Genomic DNA, 25,665 nt, shown 5'->3' with positions numbered 1-25,665 from the left:
GAATCAATCGGAATGGATGTGTAGATGTTTTTGAATTCTTTTATAAAACTACTGTCTTTTGTTTCAAAATCAAAATTTTAGAACATTATGGCTAAACAAACAGGTATTATTAAATTGAAAGGAACTATCGGTGATATTTCCTTCTACAAAAGTGCTGACGGACACCTAGCACGTTCAAAAGGTGGTGTCGATAAAAATCGTATTGCTAATGACCCAGCATTTCAGAGAACGCGTGAAAACGGTTCTGAATTTGGACGTGCAGGAAAAGGAGGAAAACTGATTAGAAATGCTATTCGTGTGCTTTTGCAGAATGCAAAAGATAAACGCGTAGTAAGTCGTTTGACAAAAATCTTAGTTGCAGTTACTAAAACTGATGCAGTAAACGAGCGTGGACTTAGAACCATCGAAAATGGTGATATGAACACTTTACTGGGCTTTGAGTTTAACATCAATGGTAAATTAGGTGCGACCCTTTTCACGCCATATGTGACAGCATATGATCGTGTTGCAGGAAATGTAGATTTGGATATTGCTGCATTTGCACCAACGGTGCGAATTGCTGCACCAAATGGTACAACGCATTTTAAAGTTGTAATGGGTGCTGCAGAACTTGATTTTACAAATGAAGCCTCTGTATTCGAAAGCGACGAAACTGCAATCCTTCCTTATAATGGCGCAAACACAGCTCCAATAGACTTATCTGTAGCTCTTACAGCTAACTCAGTACTTCCAGTATTACAAGTTGTTGGTATTGAGTTTTACCAAGAGGTAAACGGACAAATGTATCCGTTGAAAAACGGTGCATTTAACGCTTTATCTATTGCGCAAGTAGATACAATCTAATGAATGTATTGCTCCATAGGACCTATTTTGAAGAGGGCACGAATAGTGCTCTCTTCTATAATGGTCAATTTTTAGGTTTTACTATTGAATTGCCCTGGTTGAATAACCAAAGAAATGTGTCTTGTATTCCGGAAGACGAATATGAGTTGAAAGCGAGGTATTCTACAAAGTTTGGACATCATTTACATATTGCAAATGTGAAAGGTCGTAGCCTTATACTTCTGCATCCAGCCAACAATGCGAAACGTGAGCTTCGTGGTTGTATTGCACCTGTTACGCAGTTAACAGGCATTGGAAAAGGTAGTAATTCAAAACCATTACTTCAAAAATTAGTATCGCTATGCTATCAAGCATTCGATAGAAATGAAACTATATTATTAACTATTAAATCTTAAACAAATGAATATCGTAGATCGTTATAAAAAACCAACACCAAAGTTCTTTAGAACTTTAAGAAATATTGGCATCGCATTGGCTACAGCTGGTGGTGCAATTATCGCAGCACCTATTAGCATGCCTGCTTTAGTTATTACTGTTGCAACTTATATGACCGTTGCAGGAACTGTTGCAACTGCAGTCAGTCAAGCTGTGACTATTGATGATGAGACTGAAATCCCTAAGACAAGTCAAACAGATGAGCAATAACTTATCTCATCTTAAATTTTCAATTATTGGTGGAACAATATCTTCAACATGGATTCATATTACTTCAGATGATATTATTAAAACCATCATAATGGCTATTTTAGGTGCTGTTGTTAGTTATATTGTTTCTCTTGTGTTGAAATGGTTTCATCAATTTCTTAGAAAGAGAAAGTAGAAAGAGAGTTTCAGTAGAGGCTCTTTTCTTTTAGCGAGAACTTTCAGAAGTAGCACAAAACCCTTCCAATATTTTTTTAGAAAAACAAAAAAGACAACTATCTCATTGTTGGTGAGGCAATGCTGTCAAGCTTTTTGGGGAAAATAATGCGCCTGAAATAAGGTTTAAAAAAATAGTACGCGCTTTTTAGCGTATTATTTTTTTTAAAACCTTTGGCTTGAGCTTTATAGCATTATGGCGGCGGACGATGGAAGCCAGCTATATTTGTGACCTTTTTTATTATAACCTCCACTTAATTCATAATAACGTAGCCATTTATTTTTCTTTAAATTTTGGCTTATAATAGGTTGAAGTGCATTTTCAATTTTTTGCTTTTCTACTATAGAAAGTTCAGTTTCTTCTAATTGACTCAGAATTATATCACTGCAATTGGACACATATTCTTGTTCAATTTTTTGAAGCTTATCTTGCCCCATTTTAGGAAAATAATTATTTTTTCGTAAAACAGTATCTAGCTTTCCATCCAACGCATTACATAATATAAGGTAGGTTTCTATCATTGAATTAATTTTTACAAATGTCTTGAAATATAATTATACTTACAATTCTGTCACTTTTATTCATGATAGTTAAGCAGGTAATCCAAAAGGCGCGAGCCGACTGCGAGATTAGCAAGGTTGTTGTGAGTGAATGCCTTTAGGGACGGAAGGCACTCACGACTATGTTGAAAACACTAGGTTGGCGCAGTTTTTTGATTCGGATTATACCTTAACGCAAAGGTTTTTAGGATATTCATTTTTCAAATACACATAAGGTATCATTAAAATGATTTCAAAAAATGTGACAACCGTTAAAGACCGCAGCGACACGCAGGCTCGCAAAACATTAAATAGCGCTTGTACCTTAATTTTTAAATCTTGCGCATAGCGCAAAACTACTTTGGATTTTAAGGTACAAGAGTAGCTATGGGTGAGGAATAGAATAATGTGTGCAATAGTGCAAGTAAATAGTGCTGCGAGGACGTTTCGCCGCAGTAGTAGTATTTACGGTAAGCACAAATGCGACGATAGAAGCGTTTTTGATTATGTACTATGAAACTAAATGGAACGACTGACGAACTCCTTATTACCTGCCTTCCTAAATTTTGATACTATTACTGAATATTAAACAAACGATTAATTGAACGTTGGCAAAAAATACTGGTTATGGGAATGTAGCGTCTGTCCGATAGGCAGGTGCAAAATGGACATAACTAGTATTGCGCGGAATTGGAAGCTCTTGCGATTGAGTGAATGTAGCTTTTCGCGAAATGAAAGAATGAGTATGTGCTGGAAGTGTGGAGTTGTTAAAAGCTAGTAATACCAATTCTTGAAATGTGACTAGCATATTTATTCCCAATCATATCCATTATTTCTTTTTTCAAAATAAACCTAACCTCCCCTAATCTATCATCATTGGTTGAGCATCCAAATACATAATTTAAATTTAACCATATTTGAAAAGGTCTATTTTCAAAGGAAAAAGTACAACCTCCAATATGATAGCTACTATCTGGCCTTCTGTCATTGTCAATACATTCCTTAACATCAAAACTTGGTGTAATAAAACCCAAAATGTATTTGTTTATACGCTTTTTCTTATTTGAATAATCACACGCAGCACTTAATTCAATTGCAACTAGCTCTGAAGCATCTCTTACTTCTCGTTTAATCGCTTTTGCTGAAGGCAGAAAAGGAATAAAACTATTGAACCATTCAACAGTATTGGTAATATTAAAAGTATCTAAAATATTTTGGTCTGCATTATTAACATTTATAACAGCACCTCTTATATCCTTTTCATTACTTGGTAAATCAATATGGAATATTCCATTTACATTTTCTTGAATAGACTCATCTGGAAGGCTAAGTTCGTTTAATCTTTCTGCAGCAAATAAAGGTGCTAATATAGTTCCCCAATTTGTGCCACTTTCAGCTTTGCTAATCTCACTATTAAGAAGTGGGATTAGACTTTCATTAACCGCCTTCAAAGGATTTTCTTTAGCATATTCAAAGCCTAAAGTAGAAGAAGCCAATTTAGAAAGTACCTTGCCTAAATTATCAATGAATGCTTTTGAATCTCCCCAAACTTCTCCTTTTGGGATAATATTAAAAAACTTATTGATAGTTTCTGAGCTAGATTTGTTTACAATACTTTCAAAATCAAAAAGAAACTTAACTGAATCATCATTTATTATATCTAAAATTCTATCTGACAAATCCTGAGTTTCTGTCTCATCTGTAAACTCATTCTTATCAATACAGCCTATAAATACTGGAAAAGGTGTTTCACTATAACCTCTTTTTGGGTTTTGAACATATTCAATAAAAGCATCAATTACATCCTTATTAGCAGTCCAAAATATTAATGCAAAAGGTCCATTATCTTTGGCAATATATTGGTTAATAGCCCTAGCTAAATCATTAAATACTGCACTATTATGTTTAATTATTTCTGTTGAACTATCATATTTATGATCAACACTTCTCTGTGTCAAGTTTATATCAAAAAAAGCTATACGTACGTTCTTAAGTGGCTCGTCATATTCTGGTGAATATTCAAAAGTTCTACATCCCAAACCGTTCTTAAAAAATGCTTTCCCTAGTTTTTCTAATTGATTTTTCTTGTCGTCAACTATTATTATCTTATTCTGGATTTCAAACATATTTTCTATTTTGGAAATACTAAAGCTATACAAGCTCCTACGTAAACTTTTGGGATTTCTAAATCTTGATTATCTGGAAATATTAATTTTCCACCCAACATATTCATTACTAAATCTGTGAAATATAGACCCAATCCCATACCTCCTTCTCGTTTTGTTTTAAAAGGTTGAATTAGAAATTCAGGGTCAACTGAAAAGCCATTACCATTATCTGCAATTATAATTGCAGGACCATCGAAAGAATGCAAATCTGTTGTTATTATTATACCAGGCTTAAATTTGTCATCATTTAATTCTCTAGCTGAAGTTGTCCAATAAATTGAATTATCTATTATGTTGGAAATAGAACTTATTAATAAGCCTGTTGGCCCTTTAAATTTAAAATTATCAGATTCCCCAGAAATAAGAGGCGATGAGAAAATTACTTCATGGAAACCAAATCTATTGTTATTTATGTTTTTTGCCTTTTCAACTATATATTTAGCGTTTGTAGCAACACTTTTATTCTGTCTTAAAATAGGTGATAAATTGTCGAGAATGTGCATCAAGTTTTGAACCCTACTTTTGACTTCTTCAATATCTACTTCATCTTGAATTAAGTCTATATTGATAAACTTCATTTCTCTTTCAACTTCGTGAAAAGCAACTCCTAAATTAAGCCCTGTCATTCCTGAATTAACCATTATATCCCTCATTTCAACGTAATCTTTATCAATACGCTTTAAATAAGGTGTCAATTCTTTTTCTAAATCTTTTTCTCTTAATTTTTCTTCAAGCTCTTTAATTGTTTCTCCAAAACCAACTTTTTTAACTGGCTTAGTACTGTCTATAAATTCATCTATTTTCTCTTTATCGTCTGATGCTTCTGATTCAAAAAATCTAAACACTTCTTTTACAATCAACTGAAACCTTTTATAGCTTTCATCTTCAATGAACCCTTCTCTATTGGTTTTTTCTTTTAATCCAATCAAACTGTCGTTAAGATCTAACTCAATTGCACCAATAGTAACTTTTTTACCAAAATGATCTCCAGCTCTTTGTATTTTATCTAAATCTAAACTTAACCAATCATCAAAAGGCTCGCCATAATTGTAAACTCGGATATTATCACGATAAATCTTTACACCATTATTATCTCTTATATAATTTTTAACTCCATTAATTTGACCACCAAACCTCATTCTGAGTAATGCGCTGTTTTGATTGAAAACAAAAAACTTCCCCTTGATTGTACCTAAATCTTTAATATCTTTATTTCTAAGATATTTTGAAGGCTTTAGACTATCATCTATTTGTTTAAATATTTCTCCTATGTGAAATATATTTTCATTGGTAAGCTTATTTGCATTTGGTTTGAAATTTTCATCATTTGGCTCAATTCCTGTTTGCTTTGGTGGATTAAAATCATAACGCCATCGAAATTCTGCGAAATCATTCTCAAAGTCTTTAGAATCTTTTTTATGCCATTGACTAATTTCAAATTCAAAACTATAAAGGCTATCCTTTAATATTTCTGTAGATGTTTTAACCTCTTCAATCCATTCCTGGTGAAAATCATTACAACTTATTTCTACATCAAAATCTTTAAACTCAGCAAAAGGATTTTTTATATTTTCAATTTTTCTAACTAAATCTTTTAAAGCCTTTTTAGTCCACTTTTCAGTAGTCAAATTGCTCAATATAATCCTTGTACCATAGCCCTTTTCAAAAGTATCTGCTTCTAACTCAAGAATTTCTACTTCCAATTCTTGAATGTATTCTTTAGACTCAATTAATTCTTGCCAATCAATAGTCAATTGGTGTGCAATTTTTTCTCCAACCGCTTGTGTCTCAAGAGTAACAACTTTAGCTAGTTTATGAATTGCCAAACGACCAACACCTTTATTTCCAAATGACACTCTTTCAAAAATCTCACTTATTTTCCTATTTCTACCTCTTTTAAAATCAGTACCAATTGTTAACCAAATGTTTTTGATTTTATCATAGGTCATACCTTGTCCATCGTCTTCAATTATAATCTTTTGATTTTGTGTATTTAAATCTATAAAGCTAATCGAAACCTTTTCTGCATCAGCATCATAAGAGTTTTTAACTAACTCAAAAATAGCGAGGCTATCACTACCTATCAATTCATTCCCTAAAAGGCTAAGAATATGACTTTTTGCTTTAAATGAACTTGATTTTAGTTTTGTTTGAATAGAAGCTAGAAGTTCAGTTTTGTTAATCTGAGAGTTGAATTCTTTATGCTGTAATATTAAATCTATAGAACCATCTAATTCTTCTTCTTTTATTTTTAAAGGATCAGAAATTAAAGCAATAGTAGCATTAGCCGCTCTATCTAGTATTTTAGTTTTGTTCATATATTTAGTTCAGCTATTTTATTTGCTATTGCTTCAGCCATTAAAGGTGGTACAGCATTACCAATTTGCCTAAAAGCTGCTGTTCTACCTCCCTCAAAGTAAAAATCATCTGGAAATGACTGGATTCTTGCAGCTTCTCTGACTGAAAGTGAACGCACTTGTTTTAAATCAGGGTAGATATAATGATGTCCATCTTTGGCAATATGTGCAACCATTGTATGAGAATGTCCGTTAATATTTACTACCTTAAATCTATCTAAAAACGATTTTTCATTTTTATGTGTTTTTAATCTTTTTGGCAGGTCAGGATACTTTAGTTTTTTCCCTTTAATAAATTTGTCGATTGCTATTTTATATATCTCTAAATCTCTTTCATTGTGTGGTCTTGCAATATGTTGAGTAACAAAATCCACTCCATTTCTTAACTTGAAACTCTCTAAATATTTTGTCGTTTTAGATTTATATTTAGTGACATTATTTTTCTCTCCAGGTTTTAATATTTTTAAATCTTTAAGGATTTCATCTAAAGTCCAATTATTTTCTATTTTATCGAAAACAGGGTATTCTATCTCTATATCTTTCTTCCAACCAATGAGGATTAAACGCTTTCTCTTTTGAAGAACTCCATAATCTGCTGAATTTTGGATTGAATAATCTATTTCATAACCTATTCTTTTAAAATAAGCTTTCATGTTTTTAAAGAATTCCCCTTTCTTAGCAGTAATCAACCCCAATACATTTTCAAAAACAAAAACTTTCGGCTTATATTCTATTAAAAACTTAGCATATTCTTTATACAAATAGTTTCTGGAATCATTGAGCATGCTATCCTTATCTCTTGCCCTACCTATTAAAGAATAAGCCTGACAAGGTGGACCACCAATAATTAAATCAACATTTAAATCTGGTTTTAAATTATTTATTAACCTGAAAATTTCTTTATTATTTTTACCTCCAATACTTAAATTTATTACTGAAGAAGTAATTTCTTTATCCCCATATTTCTTAATAAAACTTTCTCTATCAAGTTTTCCTTGGATGTAATTGTAATAAGGTCTTAGATTATCCTCTTTTTCTAATTTATGAAAAATAAGTCTTGTTTCTAGTGTATTGCAAGCATGATTATCCATTTCAACATGGGCAATGGGATTAAATCCTGCTCTAATAAAACCCTCAGAGAGACCACCTGCGCCAGAAAATAAATCAATAAAGTTCATAAAAAGTGTTTCGAATAACCAAAAATATATATAAATCTTATAATAACCTGGTGTTCTATACGAAATTTTTGTGGAATAATCTGAGACTTGAAAATTATTATTTAATAACTGATTAAACTCTTTTATCCACACTTGCCTTATCAAAAGCAATCAAATTAAACATCTCCCGCATCCTCGATCTAATACGTTCCCCATATTTCACTTGAAGCTCTTCTGCATTAAGATTAGTTGTTATATGGGTTAAAACCTCTCTTTGTCTAAATACTTCATATCTTGATATGAGTATTTCTCCCATTACGTTACAGTCTTTTCCGTAATGTCTGCCTATATGTTCGACACCCAAATCATCGAAACAATATGCTTTATCATCGCTGTAGTCTTCAATTAATTTGAAACCAATACCATTGAATCCGAAAACGATATTCCTGCAAGGGATGAAGTTGTAGGACTTTTTATGTGGTACGAGATGAGGTAATAATCTCATCAAAGTAGTTTTACCACATCCAACTGGACCAGATAGTAGAATACCCTTTCCTGTATCAATATCTAACTTTTTGCAATACTCGTGATCTTGTATAAAATAGCTTGCTAGTTTAAGCAAGAGCTCGTAATCGTCTTCATAAATTTTAAAATTCTTTCCATAAAGTAGTTTTCCTTTTGAATCAAGGTATTTGAGGATTTTAGGAAAATCATACGAAATAGATTTACCATCAAATGTCCCTAATTCAAACTGCGTAGCACCTTCAATAAGAATATGTGGCTTTTTAGGATTATAGTATGTTGCCGGATGCTTCATAAAGGTTGATTGTAATTTTTATTTCTTACAGTATGTAAGTTGTCTTGATTTTGGGACACTTCCTTTTCTGTTTTCATTTCTTCAGATTTAAGCATCCAATTTTTAGCTGAAGCATGCCAATTTTCCATTTTAATTTTCCCTCCAACTTTCCAACCTATGGCCTGGTAATGATTATAAAATTTTTGCGCTTCTAATTCTGGCCAGTTTTCTTTTTTGAAAAAATCTAAAACTTCAATTTCATTTTTAGGCTTTGGTAGTTTATAACTATTTTCTAATGTTTGTATATGTTTATTAGAAGGTACCAGTGCTTGTCCTTGATTTGGGACACCTAAGTCCACAGCTTGTCCAGAAGTTGTCCCGAATATGAGCATCTTAATAATTGACCCCTTAAATGGATTATGAGATGGTTCATAAATAAGATATTTATAATGATGTAGCTCCTTTGTGCACCTGTGATAGGTTGATTTTGAACCTATTTTAGATAACTTCATTATATCGTCACGGTTAACATGGAAACTATCGCGAAAGCGATTGTAATTCCATATTTGAAAAAATGCTAGATACAAACTGATATGAGTTGGATTAAGCCTGCTATCTTTTGAGAACTGACCAAATACTGCGTTGAGGTGCTTGATGTAATTAACTTCTGCCAAAGCATAACTTATGAAGCTACACGATTCTCTTTGAGTACTTTTAGGATTTCTTCATACTCATAGAGTATAATGCCTCCAATTTTTGTGTAAGGTAGTGTACCGTTAATTCGAAGATTTTGTAATGTTCCTGGACTTACTTGTAGCATTTCCATTACCTCAGCAGATTTAAGATATTTCTTTGGTGCTGAATGTGGGTTTTCCGCAATTAGTTTTTTGAGTTCTCCGAATAATTCTTGTTTAAATTCATAGAGATCGTCTGTGGTTAAAATTTCTGTTGCCATTGTAAAACTGGTTTTAGTTAAAAGCTACCACCTCGAACTTGTAGTCTCAATGGTAGCTATTAAATTGATTTAGCTCACAAACTTTTATATTTTAATAAATATGTGTTCGTGAATCTGTCGATTTGACTTTCGTTTGGCAAAATTCAACAGTATTAATGGTTTTTACACAGAGTCTCAACCGAGTTCGGATATATCTTTATAATCATATTTTTGATGCCTTTTAGTCTTAATCAAAAGGTTTTATTATGACATCATAGACTCAAAACGCCTAAATTTTATGTAGAAATGGAAAACCGAGTTTCAACCGAGTTCGGTAGTTTATATGAATTTGGATTGATAGTTATAGCTTTCTCAATTATAGTTTCAAATGAAGTGATACATATGAAAACAACTGATTTCCTTTAGTATTTGTAATATCCAATTTTCGATATTCAATCAAAAACTGAATTTTAGCATCGTTTAATAAAAGCTTTCCTATTCCCAACATAAATCTACCATCGTATTCCGGATTGTTTACTTTGCTTAAAGAAGAAATCATTTCTAAATTGATAATACTATATAACTCACCTTTATCTAATTTTTGACCTTTTAATGGAAAATCAATAGCAAACCTGTAACGAAATCTAAATATTGTAAGCAATCTCAAGAATCGTTCTTCTACTCGAAATCTATGTCCAAAACGAATTACCGTATGTCTCGCATTAAAATTATATTGTTGGGTAAGCCGAAATTCATTTGAGTCATTTACATCGAAGAATTTAATATTACGGTACATCGCACCCAAGCTTAACTTGCTTTGGCTACTTAATGCCAAAGTTGAAAAGTGAGAAAAATCAAATTGACGTCCCTTATAGCCCCACTTGTCTTTATATAAAAAAGACCTATGGGCTAGTGAGAAATTTTGAGAATACAGTTTATCAGAATTCAAATTGAAACTAATTTGAGGTTGGATTAATATTTCTGTTCTTTGTTGTGCAGATAGTTGGTATTGAAATAGTACACCTAAAATCAAAATGAATTGAATTGAACTATATTGATTCTTTAGTTTAGTGTTTATTAACATATTTAATCATTAATTTTTTCATCTTCGTCTTCCATTTTCTGAAGTAAGCGCAGACCTGTTTCCTCGAAAAATTTGATTCTTGAATTTTTACGAAATTTTATTTCATTGTAGGTTCTAGAAGGGTTTCCGCCTTCAATACCTAAAAACTGACCTAGAGCTTCAACAATTTTGATTGTTTCTTTATTTCCATTATTAAAATATCCCATAGCTTGACACCCGTATACAAATTCTATAAATCCAGCATAAGTGCCCGTCCAGATTATTTCCTTATCGATGAAATCATTCATCCTCCTCTCTATCTTTAATTTTCTTTGGTAAATAAATTTTTCAAATAATTCAAAACCACGTATTCTAGCAAGCAAAACATCATGAGATGTATTGAAGTTTGGGTCTTTGTAATAAGGATATGTTTGGATTGGCTGAATTTTATCTATATACTTACGTGAATAATAATATTTATCCAAAAGCGTGTGTCCTTGTTTTATATAAACTAAGAACTCTTTATGTTGATGAAAAAACGAATTCACTTCTTGTTCTCGCTTTTCTAAAAATTGTATTTGCATATTACTACTGCCACTAGGAATGCTCAATTCACAAGAACGCAGTTCTGAATAATAGATTAAATATTGCATAGGAATGACCTTTACGGATTTGAAAAAGTTAATCTCCATATCCATATCCTTGAAGCCATTATTTTCAACAGCTCTTTGGAATTTCGCTAAGGAGAGAGTACAGAGAGCAATTACTTGATTTGCTTCTTCCATAGGTGATGAAATCCTAAGATGAATATCTTTTAATTTTTCATTAAAAGATTTTAGTAATTCTTCATATAACATATCCAAGAGTTAGGGGTGTTACCTTGGGTCGCTATTAATGTTCTTAAAGAAGAATTATTTTTTAAATTTTCATGTTATATATGCGTTATTTATCTTCTAACTTTTATTGAAAGCCATATAATTAATAAGAATAAGTGTTATTTTTTCATTTAGTTTATTAAGCTTTTTAATTTTGCAGCTGCAATTTCGGCTGTTATATCTCTTTGAGGAGACCCAAACATTTCATAGCCAACCATAAATTTCTTTACCGCAGCACTTCTTAATAATGGTGGATAAAAGCTCATGTGCCAATGCCAGTGGTTGTTATCTTCACCATTGGTTGGGGCTTGGTGAATACCGCTTGAATATGGGAAGGAAGTATTAAATATCTTATCGTATGCTTTGGTTAAAACCGAAATAGCTTCGGCATATAATAAGGCTTCTTTATCATTCATGCCCAAAATGCTTGATTGATATTTTTTGGGCACTATCATAGTTTCAAATGGCCATATTGCCCAGAAAGGTATTAAAACCACAAAACCATCATTTTCAAAAATAATACGTTCCTTTTTCTCTAATTCTTGTGCTAAATAATCACCTAGTAAACTACTGCCATTCTTTTGGTAGTAGTTTAATTGTTGCGTATTCTTTTTGTCAACTTCATTAGGTAGTGTAGATTGACTCCAAATTTGTCCATGTGGATGCGGGTTACTACATCCCATTACAGCCCCTTTGTTTTCAAAGATTTGCACGTAGTTGATTGAATCATTATCACCTAATTCTTTATATTCTTTTTGCCATGCGAAAACCACTTTTTGAATTTCTTCTGGGGTCATATTAGCTAAACTTTTAGAGTGATCAGGACTAAAGCAAACTACTTTACAAATCCCTTTTTCACTTTTAGCGATTAATAATTCGTCATTTACCTGAAAATCTGGTGAATCACTTTGAAGTGCCGCGAAATCGTTAGTGAAAATGAAAACATCATCATAGTTAGGGTTTACTTCACCATTAATTCTGGTGTTACCAGCACATAAATAACAAGACTCATCATACGTTGGTCTCTTTTCGTTATTTACGGCTTCATTTTGCCCTTGCCATGGTCTTTTAGCTCTATGAGGTGATACCAAAACCCATTCACCTGTTAATATATTAAATCGTTTATGTGAATAGTCCTGTAGATTAGATTTCATATTAAAGGTTTGTAGTTAATTTTGTTCTTGCCTATAATTTTGTTCCCATTTCCAAGCCGTTGAAATCATATTCTCCAGATTTCTTTTAGCTACCCAACCTAATTTTTCCTTTGCAAAAGCTATATCGGAATATAATATAGGCACGTCTCCGGGTCTTCGCTCGGTTATTGTATAATTAATTTTTTGATTAATTACTTTTTGAAAGGTGTTTATTATTTCCAATACTGAATAGCCATTCCCTGTACCTAAATTGAAAGTCTCAAAAGAAGTTTCTTGTTTATTCTCTAATAGCCGTTGAACCGCAATAACATGTGCCTCTGCTAAGTCTATCACATGAATATAATCTCTAATAGGTGTACCATCTTTAGTAGGATAGTCATTACCAAACACACTTAAAGTTTCCCTGACACCAACCGCTGTCTGTGTTATATAGGGCATCAAATTATTTGGAATGCCATTTGGTAGTTCTCCTAATTGCCCAGAATCATGAGCACCAATAGGATTGAAATACCGCAGTGAAATAGCTGTAAAATCTTTATTTGAGTTTGTAATATCAGCAATTATTTCTTCTGCTACTTTTTTTGTGTTACCATATGGGGAAAATGGTCTCTGGGTTTTATTTTGCTCAGTAATTGGAAGTATCTCAGGATTGCCGTAAACTGTGGCCGAAGATGAAAAAATAAAATTATTAATGTTATACTTCTCCATAGCCACTAATACATTTATTAATGCATAGAGATTATTATGGTAATACATTAATGGCTTTTCAACAGATTCTGATACTGCTTTATGCGCAGCAAAATGAATTACTGCCTCAATATTTTTATTGTAGCAAAACATGTTGTCACATAAAAAGCTATTCTTTAGATCAACCTCTAAAAGCTTTGGTCTTGTACCTGTAATAGTTTTTATTCTATCAAGAACTTCTTTATTGGAATTAGATAAATCATCAAGTATTAAGACTTCAAAACCATTTTCTATTAAAGCAACTACAGTATGCGATCCAATATAACCGCAACCTCCTGTTACCATTATTCTCTTTTTCATAATAAAAACTTAATTATTTAATTAGTTCAATCTTTAGCTTTTGCATTCCACACCAACACTGCTAAAACCATTGAAAGTATAGCCGCTCCTAACCAAAATATCCTTATCTGTGAAAAATCATAGGTCATTACTCCTTCTACCATTAATGAAGAGTCTCCTATATATATCCCACTCATAACCTCTTGTATACCTGCTCCTGCGTAACTAGCTATACCTATCAAGCCCATTGCTGCTCCAGCTGCTTTCTTTGGCGCCAAATCTACTGCCATTAAACCTCCTAAAAAAGTGATTAAAATCCCAATAGCAAATCCATGCACAATCATTGAAATTGAATCTGTCAATACATTCGCATTTGGATAAAACAAAAAGACTGATATGGATAGGACATTGAGAATTCCTGCCACCAAAGCCGGTACATTTCTACTGCCTTTAAAAAACCTGTCTGATATAAATCCAGACACCACCGTTCCAATAATTCCCGATATAGCTGTCAATCCAATAATTTGCGCCGCTTCAACATTAGTGTAACCTTTCTCTGCCTCTGCATAGAACACTCCCCAACTTTCAATAGCATAGCGGATGACATACATCAGAGCTGATGATAGCGCAAGTAACCAAATAGCGGGGTTCTTTAATATGGCCTTTTGTGAACTACTTACATCTTTGGATTTATCTTCAAAGATTTCTTCTTCTCCTTTCTCTTTCTGTTCTAGTGATACTACAGATGGTAATCCTTTGCTCTCAGGGCTATCATACAAGAATATCTTTACCATAATGGCTCCCATTACCCCTACAATTCCTGCGCCCCAGAACCCCCAACGCCAACCTCCAATACCAATCAAGAATGGCAACAGGGTAAAGGCAATCGCCTTACCAATATTATGACTAGCGCTCCATGCTGCATAATAGGTTCCTCTTTCTTTTGCTTTAAACCATCTAGTAAGTGCTACAACACAAGGTGCTGCTCCCTGTGATTGGAACCAACCACTCAACCCCCATACGATAATGAATACTACAAAAACAGGAAAAAAGCCCAAAACTAAGTTGGCCAAAGCTGTAAAAAGTAATCCTATAGAAATAAATTTATTGACGTTTAGATGATCTGATAAAAACCCATTAACCAACTTACCTATGGCATAGGAAAAGAATAATGCTGAACCTATTTGCCCTAATTGTGCTGGATCAAATATCTCTGCATCGACCAGTGGTTTTTTTATTACGCTTAAGCTTAACCTGCATACATAGAAGAAAGCGTAACCAAAAGTAGCAGAAAGGAAAACACTCCATTTGGAAATCTTATATTTTCTAGTTAATTCTGTTACATCATTTATCTCTTCTTTTGCTGGAAGTGGGGCAAAGAATTCTTTAATAATTTTAATCATAATTAAATTTTTAGATTTTTAGATGAGATTTTCTGAAAGGATATTATTTAGAAAAAGCGCAGCAATACAACTGCGCCATTTCACTTTCAACTAAACTAAATTAAGACTAACTCATGCTATTAATAGTTCTTAGTTATGAAGTCCTTTGCTCCTTAAATACTTCAATAATAATTCAGGTCTATCGGTTTGAATGATATCAATATTGTTATCTATGAACCAATCATATATTGAAAGGTTTTGAACTGCCTTTTCATCATCATGACCTGCATTGTGCTGTGGCCATAGTGCATTGACCCATACACTTGAACCTCTACTCCTGATATTTTTAAATTCTTTTATGAATTTGATACTATCATGTTTCACTGTAAATTCAAATGCTACAGGAATGTTTCTAGAAGACAAATACTCTTCAACTATTTCATTTGCGATATTATTGGGCAATCCCAATATTGGCATAAAATGAACCTTATCTAAATAGTCTCCAAATTCTCTTTCAACATCAGATAATGGTTTTGCCCCCTTGATGACGACTTGATTTTGCATTCCAGTCTCTTCAATAATCTTGTAGCACTTATCAAAAATATGATAACTCTTATCAAGGTTGACGAGTATTTTTCCTTTAGCCATATTCAGAGCCTCTCTCAAGGTTGGAATTTTATGTTGAGTTTCAACACCTAAACCATCAATAAGACTCAATGTTCTTAAAGAATCTAAAGTCCATTCTTTTACAAGACCTTGCCCCGTTGTGGTTCTATCAATAGTTTTGTCGTGCATTAAAACCAACTCTCCATCTTTAGTTTCTCTAATATCAATCTCAACCATGTCAACACCCATTTCAATACAATTTTTTATGGCTTGCAAACTATTTTCTGGAGCATTACGCCAATCTCCTCTATGTGATACAACAATAATTTGATTGTTATTGGAATCTTCTAGATTTGCTATTTTTTGTTGAATAGAAGTAACTGTTTTACTATCCTCATTTTTGGTGACTTTAGATTGTTTATTGTCCTTGCATGAAACTAGTACAACAATTAAAATCAATATTGTATTTGCAAAAAATTTAAACTTCATGTGCTTATTATTTTAGTTTAATTAACTATTGGATATTGGAGTGTTTCAGACCAATATCTTGTGCCATTATCTCCATTTATTGATAATATGGATTTGATATTTTTCTTTTAAAATCTGCATATTATCTGTATCTCCATATATATTATCTCCAAGCCAAATCCATAAATCAGGGTCATTGTTGATAATATCATCCCAAAGGAGTTGAGGCTCATTCTGTTTATTGCAAGACCCAAAATTTATAACAAAATCCTTATTCAAATCAGATTGGGATAAGCATAATAGACTAGTAAATAATGCTAAATGAAGAAAGATATTTTTGCGCATAAAAAATACACTTGAAAAGCAGGTTTGCAGAACAAACCTGCTTTCTTATTTCAATAAAAATTATTTTATAACCAATTTACTTGTTGCCAACTTATTATCCTCTACTACCTTCAGAATATAAATTCCAGCTCTTAGATTTGATGTTTTTATCGCTTCATTTGCTTCAACACTTTTTGAATACACTTGCTTACCTAGCATATCAAAAATTTGAATAGTTTTAGCTGTATTTGAAGCCGTTGAAACATAAAACTCACCTGTAGTCACTGGGTTAGGGTAAACATTAAAGCCTTCGATATTAACTTTATTAGTTGATAAGGTTATGGCGTTTACATTAGACGTGTGTTTTGCATTTTTACCATACATAGGCCAGCCTCCTACTTGTAAACCTGTTGCAGAAGTAGTTAAGGCACTTAATTTACCCGCAGAAGCTGTTTCAACACCAACGTAAATTGTACCATCTGAATCAATGGCTGCTGGAGATGTAATTTTAGTTCCTAAACTTAAAGGCGTGTAAGCGTCTGTACCATCGCTATTAAGCACATAAAACATTCCACTAGTGTCACCAAAATATAATCTGCCCAGGTTATCAATAGCAGGTACAACTTCAATTGCTGAACTTGCTGTGTAAGTCCAAAGTATATTTCCATTTAGTGGATTAAATGCTTGCATCTTTCCGCCAGCATTACCAAAGTACACAGTACCATCTGCAGCAACTGCTGGCCCTCCTTTCTCAGCATTTTCACCTGTAAAGGTAACAGACCACTTTTCAGTACCATCTGCTGGGTTATACGCTTTTAAAACACCATCACCTGCCCCATTTAGTTTGGCTGAAGCATAAATGGTGCCATCATCTGCAAGGGCTATTGCTGAACTGGCATAACCACCTGACCCATATGTTGCAGACCATTTTTGAGTACCATCTGGATTAATTGCATAAATATTATCGTTAGTTGCAATGGCATAAATAGTTCCATCAGATGCTATAGCAGGTACACAATTAAAATCAGTTCCTGTTTCAAAAATCCAATTTTGTGTTGTCAAATCAAGAGTGAAGTTTCGGGCTCCTCTATCATTGTTATTACGAGTCATTATATAAACTTCTCCATTTGAGGCAAAAGCTGGAGCTGAATAACGTACTCGAGAGTTCATATAAAAAGTACGTAAAGTATCCCCCGTAGCAGCATTAAATCTATGTACGCGCCTTCCATAATGGCCACTTATATAAACTGATCCATCTGCATTTATTGAGGGACTTGATATAATTTGATCTACTTTATCTTGTAAAGCACCTTCATTTACATGTCCTTGCCATTTTAGCGTATTGTTGGGATTTATGGCAAATACATTTTCTGGTGAGGTTTCATAAGTTAATGTATTTCGTGTGGCATAGTCACAAGCTATGTAAATTGTACCATCGTCCGCAATAGCTGGACCTGAATAAGCAACTTTATCTGGTAATGTGTAAGACCAGCTTTCAACTAATTGACCGTAAGAGGCCATAGATAAAAATAATCCTAATAGTGTGTAAAATTTTTTCATAATATTTAAGTTTTGAATGTTAGTTATCTAGACGGCTCTTAAAAAGAACCGTCCGATATTTATTGAATAAATTGGTTTTGAATACTTTACCTACCCGTATGCTTAGCATCCTTGGCATACATAGGCCAACCTCCATTTGCTAATCCTGTAGCTTCTGTTTGGAACGCATAAACTTTTCCAAAATCACCATCATTTGCAGCTACATATATAGTGCCATCTGAACCTATTACAGCTGATGAATGAATTTCATCCCCGAGCTTCACAACTTTATATAGTTTTTCTCCATCTGGACTTATGACATGAAAGAATCCAGCAAGGTCTCCAAAATATAGGTTACCTTCATTATCAATGGCTGGTACAGTCTCTATTGCTCCATTTGCTGTGTAAGACCATTTTTCAGTACCATCTGGGTTGTAAGCAATCATTTTTTCCTCATAGCCACCAAGATAAATGGTTCCATCTGGAGCTATCGCTGGACCTCCTTGGTTAGCTTTAGCTGGTAAGGTCTTACGCCATTTTTCCGTACCATCTGCTGGATTATAAGCAATTAACACGCCTTCAGAACCATTTTCCCCTGCGAAATAAACAGTTCCGTCTTCTCCTATGGCTATTGCAGTTGCTGCCCAAGTTCCATAAACCGCGCGCCATTTTTCTGTTCCATCAGGATTGATGGCATAAACATTATCATTGGTTGAGCTTACATAAATAGTTCCGTCAGATGCTATCGCCGGAGTCGAGTTAAAGTCTTCTCCTGCTTCAAACACCCAGTTCATAGTATTTAAAGATGCATCTAAGGAATAAAAACCTTTTCCTGCTTTGTTGTAACCACCAACATAAACTGTACCATCAGCTCCAAAAACAGGACAAGAGTAACGTATTCTAGCATCTGTATTGTATTCTCCTTCAATAGCACCTGTTGATGCATTAAGACGCCATATTTTTCTACTGTAAAAACTAGCTGTATATATAAATCCATCAGCTGAAATTGAGGGGGACGATCTTATTTGATCTGACTTATTTTCAGATCCTTCAAAAAATACTTGATCCCAAACTTTGGCGCCATTTTTAATCGCAATAAAATCTGGTCCTTGATTTTCTCTAATCGCTTGATTAAATCCAATAAACAACGTGCCGTCATCTGATAATGAAGGTGATGAATGGTTCAATTTACCTTCCAAGGTATAGTTCCATAATTCAGTTGGAGGTGTACTTGATAATGATTGTTCCAAAGTAATGGTTTTAGAGGTTAAAATACTTGAGCTTCCAGTATTGTCAACAACTGTTAATGTAATGACGTATTCACCTCCATCTGCATAAAAATGTTCTGGAGACTGCTTTTGTGAGTTTTCGCCGTCACCAAAGTCCCAATTCCAAGATGTTATAAATCCATCTATATCAGATGACTTGTCTGTAAAAACTATTTTTTCTTCTGCTCTAAATTTTTCTGCCGTAACTAAAAAATCTGCTACTGGTTTAACGGTTTCTGCCCTTCCTACAGCAGCTACATCATCACTTTCACAAGATGTAAATGTATATATCGTTAATGCACCAAAAACAAGTGCTAATGTTATTATTTTTTTCATGATTAATTTATTTAATTAATATATTGTTTTACCAAAACCGGATAATCGGTTTGTATAATATTTCCCTTTAGATTGACAATTTTGCTAATGTGATTATAGTTATCATCTTCTGGACCAGTACTGGTGTTTACATAAGCATTTTTCAGAATATACCAGCCCTCTCTTTTTGCTTTATCAACTAGATTTTGATTAAAAGAAGCATCAGTATAATGCACTACTTTAACACCCGTATCTTTATAGGCGTTAAAATCTGACTCGCTGCTAATGTTAGGCATCGCAAGCGCATTGACATCCTTACTTATTATGCTGTTGATAACCGCAACATCTTTAGAATAAAACAACACTTGTTTTACCATGCCGTATTGTTTTATATCGGCATAGACTTTTTCAAAAGGTGCCTTGTTATGAATGTCTAGATCTATATAAAGCTTTCCTCTAGATATTGCCAAAACTTCTTTTAAAGTTGGAATTCTTTCGTTTGTTAAAACACCATTACTATCGTAAAGTTTGAATTCTTTTAACTCCTGAAGTGTAAAATCTGAAACATTACCTGAACCATTAGTTGTTCTGTCTATAGTTTTATCATGCATTAACACCAACTCACCATCTTTTGATGTTCTAACATCAATTTCAATCATAGTGATAGAATTGGTAATGGCTTCATTGATTGAGGCTACAGAATTTTCAGGATGTACATTATGGCTTCCTCTATGCGCACAAATGAGTATTTCATCGTCACTCAATTTATTTATTAGGTCTTTTCTTCCACTAATATCGTTACTATAATATACCTTAACATCTTGTGAAACCACTGAAGTATTATTGCCGTTTTGTAACGTCAATGTTACCTCATAGGTTCCTCCCCCAATTTCAGTGTATGCATGGGATGGGGTTTTGGAGCTAGAAGTATTTCCATCCCCAAAATCCCATGCATACACTGTATTTTCATCAATCCCAATAGAGTTACTTGTAAAATTAACGGGTATACCAATCTGCACTTCGGCAGGCTGAAACGAAAATGATGCCGTTAGTTTTTGCGTACTTGTGTCATCGGTACTACAAGATTGAAACACCGTTAATAATATCAAACACCCTGCTATTAAGAATACAAACTTTTTCATCTATCCTTTTTATATTGTTCTAGTATCCCGGATTTTGCGACATACTATCAGGGTCCGAATCAATTTGTGCCTGCGGAATTGGAAGCAAAAGGTCATCTTGATCTATAGTGATGTTGGCTGTAGATGGCATACCATCAAAATGAGTATTCATGATGCTAATAGGGTCTCCTAACCTTTTAATATCTAACCAACGATGCGGTTCATGAAAAAGCTCATGCCTTCTCTCTTCTAACAAAGCTGTAATAAACTCTGTTTGATTTGTAACAGTAGCTGATGTTAAACTTGCCAAACCTGCTCTTGTCCTTATTTGGTTTAACAAGTCAAATGCTTCACCATCGGCTACATACCCTTGGGCATTCAAAGCCTCTGCCAACATCAATAATACATCGGCATACCTCAGTACTATAACATTGTTATCTCCATCATCCACTACAGGCTGATCAACATCAATATATTTAGTTGAAATAAAAACAGTTGGGGTACTGGCATCGGGAACTATTTCATCCCTTCTTAAGTCGCCCGCTTCAAAAGAACTCGCTAAATCCGTAGTAATAATATTGTTACCGCGAGATCCTGGGTTAGCTTGAGAAGAAAATCTTGTGGCGAATTTGCTACCTTCAGAGTTTCCGTTTACATCAGACTTGAATTGAATCTCAAAAATAGATTCAGATCCATTTTCATTATTCACTCCAAAATTATCTGCATAATTATTTAAAAGAGTATAACCGGTTACTGCTCTTAATGCTGTTTCTGCTGCTTGCGGATTACCATTGGTTAAATACACTTTACCCAGCAAAGCATTAGCAGCTCCTTTAGTTGCCCTACCAGTATCATTCAACTCGGGCAATTCATTTTGTGCTTCAGATAAATCTGTTATTATTTGAGCAAATACTTCGGCTTTAGATGTTCTTCCTTGTCCAAAAAAGTCAGTAGGGTTTGTTGTTTCTTGGGTTACCAAAGGTACATCTCCATATAGATTTACAAGGTTATAATAAATCAACGCACGTATAAACCTAGCTTCGCCTTTTCTTGTTGCTTTTGTTGCTTGGTCCATATCGGTTATAGCATCAATTCTATTTAATACGATATTAGCCGTTTGAATAGCAATATAAGAATCACTCCATGTTGAAGTAATAACTGGATTTGTTGTAACCCTATTAAACAAATCCATATCACCATAACCACCTGAATTTGAAGGCTCTTCCTCAAACGTATTGTCAGAACGTGTTTCTAATAAAATGTGATAATTATAACCATAAAGGCCATCTCGTTGTAACGCACCGTACATGGCATTAACAGCTGCTTCTAAATCTGCTGCATTTCTGTAAAACCCAGCTGAAGTGTTTTGATCCTCAGGTGCTACATTAAGGTCGTCTTCGCAAGATGCATTCATGAGCATCATTGTAACACTAAAGAATATATATTTAAGTATTTTCATTGTCCTTTTTTTTTAAAATGAAACATTTAATCCTAAAACAAACGATTTATTTTGAGGATAACTACCTTCTGTATCACTAGGGTCTAAAGGATTAGACCTAGATTGTTCTGGATTAAATCCTTTAAAATCTGTGAATATAAATGGATTCTTTGCTGTAGCATATAATCTCATTCTTTGCAATCCTATTTTTGAAGTAACAGACTCTGGTAAATTATACCCTAATGTTATGTTCCTTATTCTTAAAAAAGAGCCATCTTGCAAGAATGCCGATGAGACATTAGCTCTTCCACGTTCACTTGACTGCGTGTAATCAGGTCTTGCTAATGTTCCGTTTGGATTATTTTGAGGATGCCATCTGTTTTCAAAATACCATTCTAATTGGTTTGAGAACCCTTGACCATTAGTAGCATTTCGAACGGTACGCGACAACACCTTATTACCTTCTACACCATCAATAAATATATTTAGATCGAAGTTTTTGTAAGCAAAACGGTTATTGAATCCATATGTGAAATCTGGTAAAGCAGACCCTATTACAGTCCTATCATTGTCATCTATAAAACCATTATTGTCGACATCTACAATTCGCCAATCTCCCACTTTTACCGTGGTACCACTTTGCGGAGAAGTATCTATTTCTGATTGCGATTTATAAATACCATCAACCACAAAACCATAAAAATCACCTATAGGATGACCAACCCTTGTTATATTAGTTCCTCCTGCTATAATCTGATCTTGACCAGAAGCCAGCGAAGTAACTTTATTTTCTACTTTAGAAAAGTTAAAACTTGAGTTCCATTTTACCTTTCCTAAATTGATGTTTGATGTAGATAGTATCAATTCAAGTCCTTTGTTTTCCATACTACCAATATTTTGTAATGAAGTACTAAAACCAGACTGTAAAGGTACTGGCACATTCAATAGCATGTCTTCGGTTTTTGCAATAAAATAATCTGCACTTAAATTAAGTTTGTTGTCAAATAACCCGATATCTGCCCCAAAATTATTTGTTATTGACGTTTCCCAAGAAAGGTCTGCGTTAGGTGCTGTACTAGGTCTTTGCCCACTTACAAAGCTATCATCTAAAATTCCGTTTAATTGTCTTAAAACAGCAATAGAACCGTAATTTCCTATTTGGTTATTTCCTGTTTTACCCCAACTGTATCTAAACTTTAAATTAGTTAAAAAGCTATCTTCAGGGAAAAAATCTTCTTTACTTACTACCCATCCACCTGAAAGTGAAGGAAAGACTCCAAATTTGGTATTTGCACCAAATCTAGAAGACCCATCTCTTCTTATAGATGCACTAAACAGATATTTAGAATCATAATCATATTGTAATCGACCAAAGTAAGATATAAGAATCCATTCCGAAATATTTTTATCAGTCGTAGTTGTTGCCGTTCCAGCGATATTGGTAATTTCATTACTATCTAAAACAGGAGCATCGACCTCAGTTTCTTCAAATAACTCTTTTTGGTATGAATAACCTCCTAGTAAATTGAAATTATGATTATCAAATACTTTAGTATATGTTAATGTATTTTCTGTAATCCAGTTTTTTCTAACTCTTGTTCTCTCACCTGCAGATGGAACAGAAGCTACTACATCTCTTCTATATCTACCAATAGTTGAAGGTCTAAACTCCTCTCTAAATGAATAATCAAAATCTCCTCCTAATAGGGTTTTAAAAGTTAATCCTTCGATTATATCAACTTCTAAAAATGTGCTTCCAAAAAGTCTAAATTTATTTTTTTCATCTGTTCTTTGTAAAGCAATAGCAACTGGATTCTCTACAAGAGCTCCATCGGTACCACCATTATTATGCCATCTGATTTGCTGACTAATATTTAAGTTCCCTTCATCATTATAAGGCGTAAAGAACGGTTCCATTAATATAGCCTGTTGCATTGGGCTATCCGTCCAACCTTCTACTACCGAATTCTGATTTGAAACACTTGGAGTAAGGTTTATTCCAAATCTTACTTTATCACTAAACTCTGTTTCTAAATTAATTTTGGCGGTAAAACGCTCAAAGTCTGAACCTATTATTAAACCTTCTTGACTAAAGTATCCACCAGAGGCAAACCATTTGGTTTTCCCACTCTTACCTGAAGCTGATAAATTATAACTCTGAATTTTTCCATCCTGAAAAACATCATCTAACCAATTGTTATCAGTTAAACCTGGCGTGCCGGATAAATATTTTTCTATATTGTTAGGAATTAAATTTCTTGGTCTAGCACCATTTGCCAATCTTGTTGCTGTATCATCATTTTCACTCCTATTAGTGGGGTCATCTGACACATAGCCCCAGTCTCTTGCTTCTTTTACCATTTGTGCATACTGAGAAGCATTTAAGAATTTCATAGGGTTTAGCACAGATTGAAACCCCGTATAAGTTTCAAAACTAAAAGAAGTTTTTTCTGTCTTGGCACTTTTGGTGGTTACAAAAATAACCCCATTAGCACCTCTAGAACCATAAATTGCTGTAGAGGCTGCATCTTTTAAAACTTCAATTGATTCAATATCAAGTGGGTTTATTGCATTCAAATCACTACCTTCAGTTAGCGGGTAGCCATCTACAACAATAAGAGGTGATCTACCAGCCGTGATAGTACCAACACCTCTAATCTTTATTTGAGAACCTGTTCCAGGCGCTCCAGGTGTTACCACCTGTACCCCAGCTACTCTTCCTGCAATTGCCTCATCAACACCGCCTACAGGTAATTGGCTTATATCCTCTGATTTTACAGAGGCTACAGCTCCAAGTACTTTAGCCCTTGACAACGTACCGTAACCAACTACAACAACCTCATCCAAAGCAGCAGTATCTTCAACTAGAACAATTGATAAGTTGGTTTTATTATTAAGAAGTACTTCTTGGGATTTGAAACCTAAATATGACACTACTAAAATAGCATTGGCGTTTGCCAATTCTAAAGTAAATTTACCATCAAAATCCGTTTGTGTTCCATTAGTAGTACCTTTTTCAATAATATTGGCTCCTGGAAGAGGCTGACCATTTTGATCTATAACTGTTCCCGAAACCTTTATCTGTTGCTTCTTATCACTTTTTCGGGCTGAGTTTTCATTCTCCTCAATTATAATAGTATTGTTCTTAGAAAGTTTAAAATTGACATTACTACTTGAAAGTGTATGATTAAGTAGTTTAGATAATTCTATAACCCCTTTTTTTAGTTGTACTTTTGGAGCATCATCAAACAAACTTTCCGGGTATAAAAACCTGTACTTTGTTTGTTTTTTAATTATTCGAAAGACTTGATGAACAGATACCTCTTTGTCAGCACCAATAATTACTTTTTCTTGAGAAAATCCATCAATTGAATTGAACCCAAAAACAGCAGTGCATAGTAAAAAGATAAATGTTCTCATAATAAGCATTAGT

Annotated in this window: 23 protein-coding genes; 4 read left to right on the top strand and 19 right to left on the bottom strand. The window is 33.7% G+C overall.

What is annotated here, in order from left to right; translation table 11 throughout:
* Positions 1-87: 87 nt before the first annotated feature.
* The 4 genes from Q0772_RS10935 to Q0772_RS10920 are packed head-to-tail and all read left to right on the top strand — an operon-like array spanning position 88 to position 1,663.
* Entirely contained in the window at positions 88-843 is a 756-nt protein-coding gene (locus Q0772_RS10935) for a hypothetical protein (protein ID WP_298344303.1), read from the top strand.
* Positions 843-1,238 carry a DUF5675 family protein gene (locus tag Q0772_RS10930; RefSeq protein WP_298344300.1) on the top strand — a complete coding sequence of 132 codons (396 nt, stop codon included), beginning with the start codon at positions 843-845 and terminating at the stop codon, positions 1,236-1,238. Before Q0772_RS10935 ends, Q0772_RS10930 begins: the two co-directional genes overlap by 1 nt.
* A gap of 4 nt (positions 1,239-1,242) precedes the next feature.
* On the top strand, positions 1,243-1,488 hold the full coding sequence (locus Q0772_RS10925; RefSeq protein WP_298344298.1) for a hypothetical protein: 246 nt from the start codon (positions 1,243-1,245) through the stop codon (positions 1,486-1,488).
* Positions 1,478-1,663, top strand: a complete 186-nt coding sequence (locus tag Q0772_RS10920) for a hypothetical protein (protein ID WP_298344295.1) — start codon at positions 1,478-1,480, stop codon at positions 1,661-1,663. Before Q0772_RS10925 ends, Q0772_RS10920 begins: the two co-directional genes overlap by 11 nt.
* 224 nt (positions 1,664-1,887) lie before the next feature.
* Here the strand turns inward: Q0772_RS10920 and Q0772_RS10915 are convergent, their stop codons facing one another.
* The 19 genes from Q0772_RS10915 to Q0772_RS10825 all read right to left on the bottom strand — a co-directional run bounded on the left by Q0772_RS10915 (position 1,888) and on the right by Q0772_RS10825 (position 25,652).
* The gene (locus Q0772_RS10915) at positions 1,888-2,223 is read right to left on the bottom strand and encodes a hypothetical protein (protein ID WP_298344292.1); all 336 of its coding nucleotides are present in this window, start codon (positions 2,221-2,223) and stop codon (positions 1,888-1,890) included.
* A 785-nt stretch (positions 2,224-3,008) separates the two neighbouring features.
* A complete protein-coding gene (locus Q0772_RS10910; protein ID WP_298344289.1) occupies positions 3,009-4,367 on the bottom strand; it encodes a hypothetical protein in 1,359 nt (452 codons plus the stop codon).
* A 5-nt stretch (positions 4,368-4,372) separates the two neighbouring features.
* The gene (locus Q0772_RS10905) at positions 4,373-6,727 is read right to left on the bottom strand and encodes an ATP-binding protein (protein WP_298344286.1); all 2,355 of its coding nucleotides are present in this window, start codon (positions 6,725-6,727) and stop codon (positions 4,373-4,375) included.
* Positions 6,724-7,944 carry a DNA cytosine methyltransferase gene (locus tag Q0772_RS10900; protein ID WP_298344283.1) on the bottom strand — a complete coding sequence of 407 codons (1,221 nt, stop codon included), beginning with the start codon at positions 7,942-7,944 and terminating at the stop codon, positions 6,724-6,726. The genes Q0772_RS10905 and Q0772_RS10900 overlap by 4 nt, the downstream gene beginning before the upstream one ends.
* A 112-nt stretch (positions 7,945-8,056) precedes the next feature.
* Positions 8,057-8,740: an ATPase gene (locus Q0772_RS10895; protein ID WP_298344280.1), complete on the bottom strand. Its 684-nt coding sequence runs from the start codon at positions 8,738-8,740 to the stop codon at positions 8,057-8,059.
* Positions 8,737-9,393, bottom strand: coding sequence for a hypothetical protein (locus tag Q0772_RS10890; RefSeq protein ID WP_298344277.1), 657 nt, complete (start codon positions 9,391-9,393; stop codon positions 8,737-8,739). Before Q0772_RS10890 ends, Q0772_RS10895 begins: the two co-directional genes overlap by 4 nt.
* A gap of 8 nt (positions 9,394-9,401) precedes the next feature.
* Entirely contained in the window at positions 9,402-9,674 is a 273-nt protein-coding gene (locus Q0772_RS10885; protein ID WP_298344273.1) for a helix-turn-helix domain-containing protein, read from the bottom strand.
* Positions 9,675-10,029: 355 nt separating this feature from the next.
* The gene (locus Q0772_RS10880; protein WP_298344270.1) at positions 10,030-10,737 is read right to left on the bottom strand and encodes a DUF2490 domain-containing protein; all 708 of its coding nucleotides are present in this window, start codon (positions 10,735-10,737) and stop codon (positions 10,030-10,032) included.
* A gap of 2 nt (positions 10,738-10,739) precedes the next feature.
* The gene (locus Q0772_RS10875; RefSeq protein ID WP_298344268.1) at positions 10,740-11,573 is read right to left on the bottom strand and encodes an RteC domain-containing protein; all 834 of its coding nucleotides are present in this window, start codon (positions 11,571-11,573) and stop codon (positions 10,740-10,742) included.
* Between the two features lie 149 nt (positions 11,574-11,722).
* Entirely contained in the window at positions 11,723-12,745 is a 1,023-nt protein-coding gene (locus Q0772_RS10870) for a UDP-glucose--hexose-1-phosphate uridylyltransferase (RefSeq protein ID WP_298344265.1), read from the bottom strand.
* Between the two features lie 15 nt (positions 12,746-12,760).
* The gene (gene galE / locus Q0772_RS10865) at positions 12,761-13,792 is read right to left on the bottom strand and encodes a UDP-glucose 4-epimerase GalE (RefSeq protein WP_298344262.1); all 1,032 of its coding nucleotides are present in this window, start codon (positions 13,790-13,792) and stop codon (positions 12,761-12,763) included.
* A 26-nt stretch (positions 13,793-13,818) separates the two neighbouring features.
* Complete coding sequence (locus Q0772_RS10860; protein ID WP_298344260.1) at positions 13,819-15,174, bottom strand: MFS transporter; 1,356 nt, start codon at positions 15,172-15,174, stop codon at positions 13,819-13,821.
* A gap of 129 nt (positions 15,175-15,303) precedes the next feature.
* A complete protein-coding gene (locus Q0772_RS10855) occupies positions 15,304-16,248 on the bottom strand; it encodes a glycerophosphodiester phosphodiesterase family protein (protein ID WP_298344258.1) in 945 nt (314 codons plus the stop codon).
* Positions 16,249-16,314: 66 nt separating this feature from the next.
* Positions 16,315-16,572, bottom strand: a complete 258-nt coding sequence (locus Q0772_RS10850; RefSeq protein WP_298344256.1) for a hypothetical protein — start codon at positions 16,570-16,572, stop codon at positions 16,315-16,317.
* A 60-nt stretch (positions 16,573-16,632) separates the two neighbouring features.
* Entirely contained in the window at positions 16,633-18,111 is a 1,479-nt protein-coding gene (locus Q0772_RS10845) for a PQQ-binding-like beta-propeller repeat protein (RefSeq protein WP_298344253.1), read from the bottom strand.
* 86 nt (positions 18,112-18,197) lie between these two features.
* On the bottom strand, positions 18,198-19,694 hold the full coding sequence (locus Q0772_RS10840; RefSeq protein WP_298344250.1) for a PQQ-binding-like beta-propeller repeat protein: 1,497 nt from the start codon (positions 19,692-19,694) through the stop codon (positions 18,198-18,200).
* A gap of 11 nt (positions 19,695-19,705) precedes the next feature.
* Positions 19,706-20,815, bottom strand: coding sequence for a glycerophosphodiester phosphodiesterase family protein (locus Q0772_RS10835; RefSeq protein ID WP_298344248.1), 1,110 nt, complete (start codon positions 20,813-20,815; stop codon positions 19,706-19,708).
* Positions 20,816-20,834: 19 nt separating this feature from the next.
* On the bottom strand, positions 20,835-22,253 hold the full coding sequence (locus tag Q0772_RS10830) for a RagB/SusD family nutrient uptake outer membrane protein (protein ID WP_298344244.1): 1,419 nt from the start codon (positions 22,251-22,253) through the stop codon (positions 20,835-20,837).
* Between the two features lie 12 nt (positions 22,254-22,265).
* Positions 22,266-25,652, bottom strand: coding sequence for a TonB-dependent receptor (locus Q0772_RS10825; protein ID WP_298344242.1), 3,387 nt, complete (start codon positions 25,650-25,652; stop codon positions 22,266-22,268).
* Positions 25,653-25,665: the final 13 nt, after the last annotated feature.

It is taken from the genome of uncultured Algibacter sp. (genome assembly GCF_947490405.1).
In the GTDB taxonomy this organism is placed as follows: Bacteria; Bacteroidota; Bacteroidia; order Flavobacteriales; family Flavobacteriaceae; genus Algibacter_B.
Note: the sequence above shows the minus strand (reverse complement) of the source record. Positions and strands in the feature narration are given on the sequence as shown.

Excerpts from the sequence above, each read along its gene's own strand:
- Q0772_RS10935 (WP_298344303.1), top strand. The coding sequence starts at position 88 with ATGGCTAAACAAACAGGTATTATTAAATTGAAAGGAACTATCGGTGAT.
- Q0772_RS10930 (WP_298344300.1), top strand. The coding sequence starts at position 843 with ATGAATGTATTGCTCCATAGGACCTATTTTGAAGAGGGCACGAATAGT.
- Q0772_RS10925 (WP_298344298.1), top strand. The coding sequence starts at position 1,243 with ATGAATATCGTAGATCGTTATAAAAAACCAACACCAAAGTTCTTTAGA.
- Q0772_RS10920 (WP_298344295.1), top strand. The coding sequence starts at position 1,478 with ATGAGCAATAACTTATCTCATCTTAAATTTTCAATTATTGGTGGAACA.
- Q0772_RS10915 (WP_298344292.1), bottom strand. The coding sequence starts at position 2,223 with ATGATAGAAACCTACCTTATATTATGTAATGCGTTGGATGGAAAGCTA.
- Q0772_RS10910 (WP_298344289.1), bottom strand. The coding sequence starts at position 4,367 with ATGTTTGAAATCCAGAATAAGATAATAATAGTTGACGACAAGAAAAAT.
- Q0772_RS10905 (WP_298344286.1), bottom strand. The coding sequence starts at position 6,727 with ATGAACAAAACTAAAATACTAGATAGAGCGGCTAATGCTACTATTGCT.
- Q0772_RS10900 (WP_298344283.1), bottom strand. The coding sequence starts at position 7,944 with ATGAACTTTATTGATTTATTTTCTGGCGCAGGTGGTCTCTCTGAGGGT.
- Q0772_RS10895 (WP_298344280.1), bottom strand. The coding sequence starts at position 8,740 with ATGAAGCATCCGGCAACATACTATAATCCTAAAAAGCCACATATTCTT.
- Q0772_RS10885 (WP_298344273.1), bottom strand. The coding sequence starts at position 9,674 with ATGGCAACAGAAATTTTAACCACAGACGATCTCTATGAATTTAAACAA.
- Q0772_RS10880 (WP_298344270.1), bottom strand. The coding sequence starts at position 10,737 with ATGTTAATAAACACTAAACTAAAGAATCAATATAGTTCAATTCAATTC.
- Q0772_RS10875 (WP_298344268.1), bottom strand. The coding sequence starts at position 11,573 with ATGTTATATGAAGAATTACTAAAATCTTTTAATGAAAAATTAAAAGAT.
- Q0772_RS10870 (WP_298344265.1), bottom strand. The coding sequence starts at position 12,745 with ATGAAATCTAATCTACAGGACTATTCACATAAACGATTTAATATATTA.
- galE (WP_298344262.1), bottom strand. The coding sequence starts at position 13,792 with ATGAAAAAGAGAATAATGGTAACAGGAGGTTGCGGTTATATTGGATCG.
- Q0772_RS10860 (WP_298344260.1), bottom strand. The coding sequence starts at position 15,174 with ATGATTAAAATTATTAAAGAATTCTTTGCCCCACTTCCAGCAAAAGAA.
- Q0772_RS10855 (WP_298344258.1), bottom strand. The coding sequence starts at position 16,248 with ATGAAGTTTAAATTTTTTGCAAATACAATATTGATTTTAATTGTTGTA.
- Q0772_RS10850 (WP_298344256.1), bottom strand. The coding sequence starts at position 16,572 with ATGCGCAAAAATATCTTTCTTCATTTAGCATTATTTACTAGTCTATTA.
- Q0772_RS10845 (WP_298344253.1), bottom strand. The coding sequence starts at position 18,111 with ATGAAAAAATTTTACACACTATTAGGATTATTTTTATCTATGGCCTCT.
- Q0772_RS10840 (WP_298344250.1), bottom strand. The coding sequence starts at position 19,694 with ATGAAAAAAATAATAACATTAGCACTTGTTTTTGGTGCATTAACGATA.
- Q0772_RS10835 (WP_298344248.1), bottom strand. The coding sequence starts at position 20,815 with ATGAAAAAGTTTGTATTCTTAATAGCAGGGTGTTTGATATTATTAACG.
- Q0772_RS10830 (WP_298344244.1), bottom strand. The coding sequence starts at position 22,253 with ATGAAAATACTTAAATATATATTCTTTAGTGTTACAATGATGCTCATG.
- Q0772_RS10825 (WP_298344242.1), bottom strand. The coding sequence starts at position 25,652 with ATGAGAACATTTATCTTTTTACTATGCACTGCTGTTTTTGGGTTCAAT.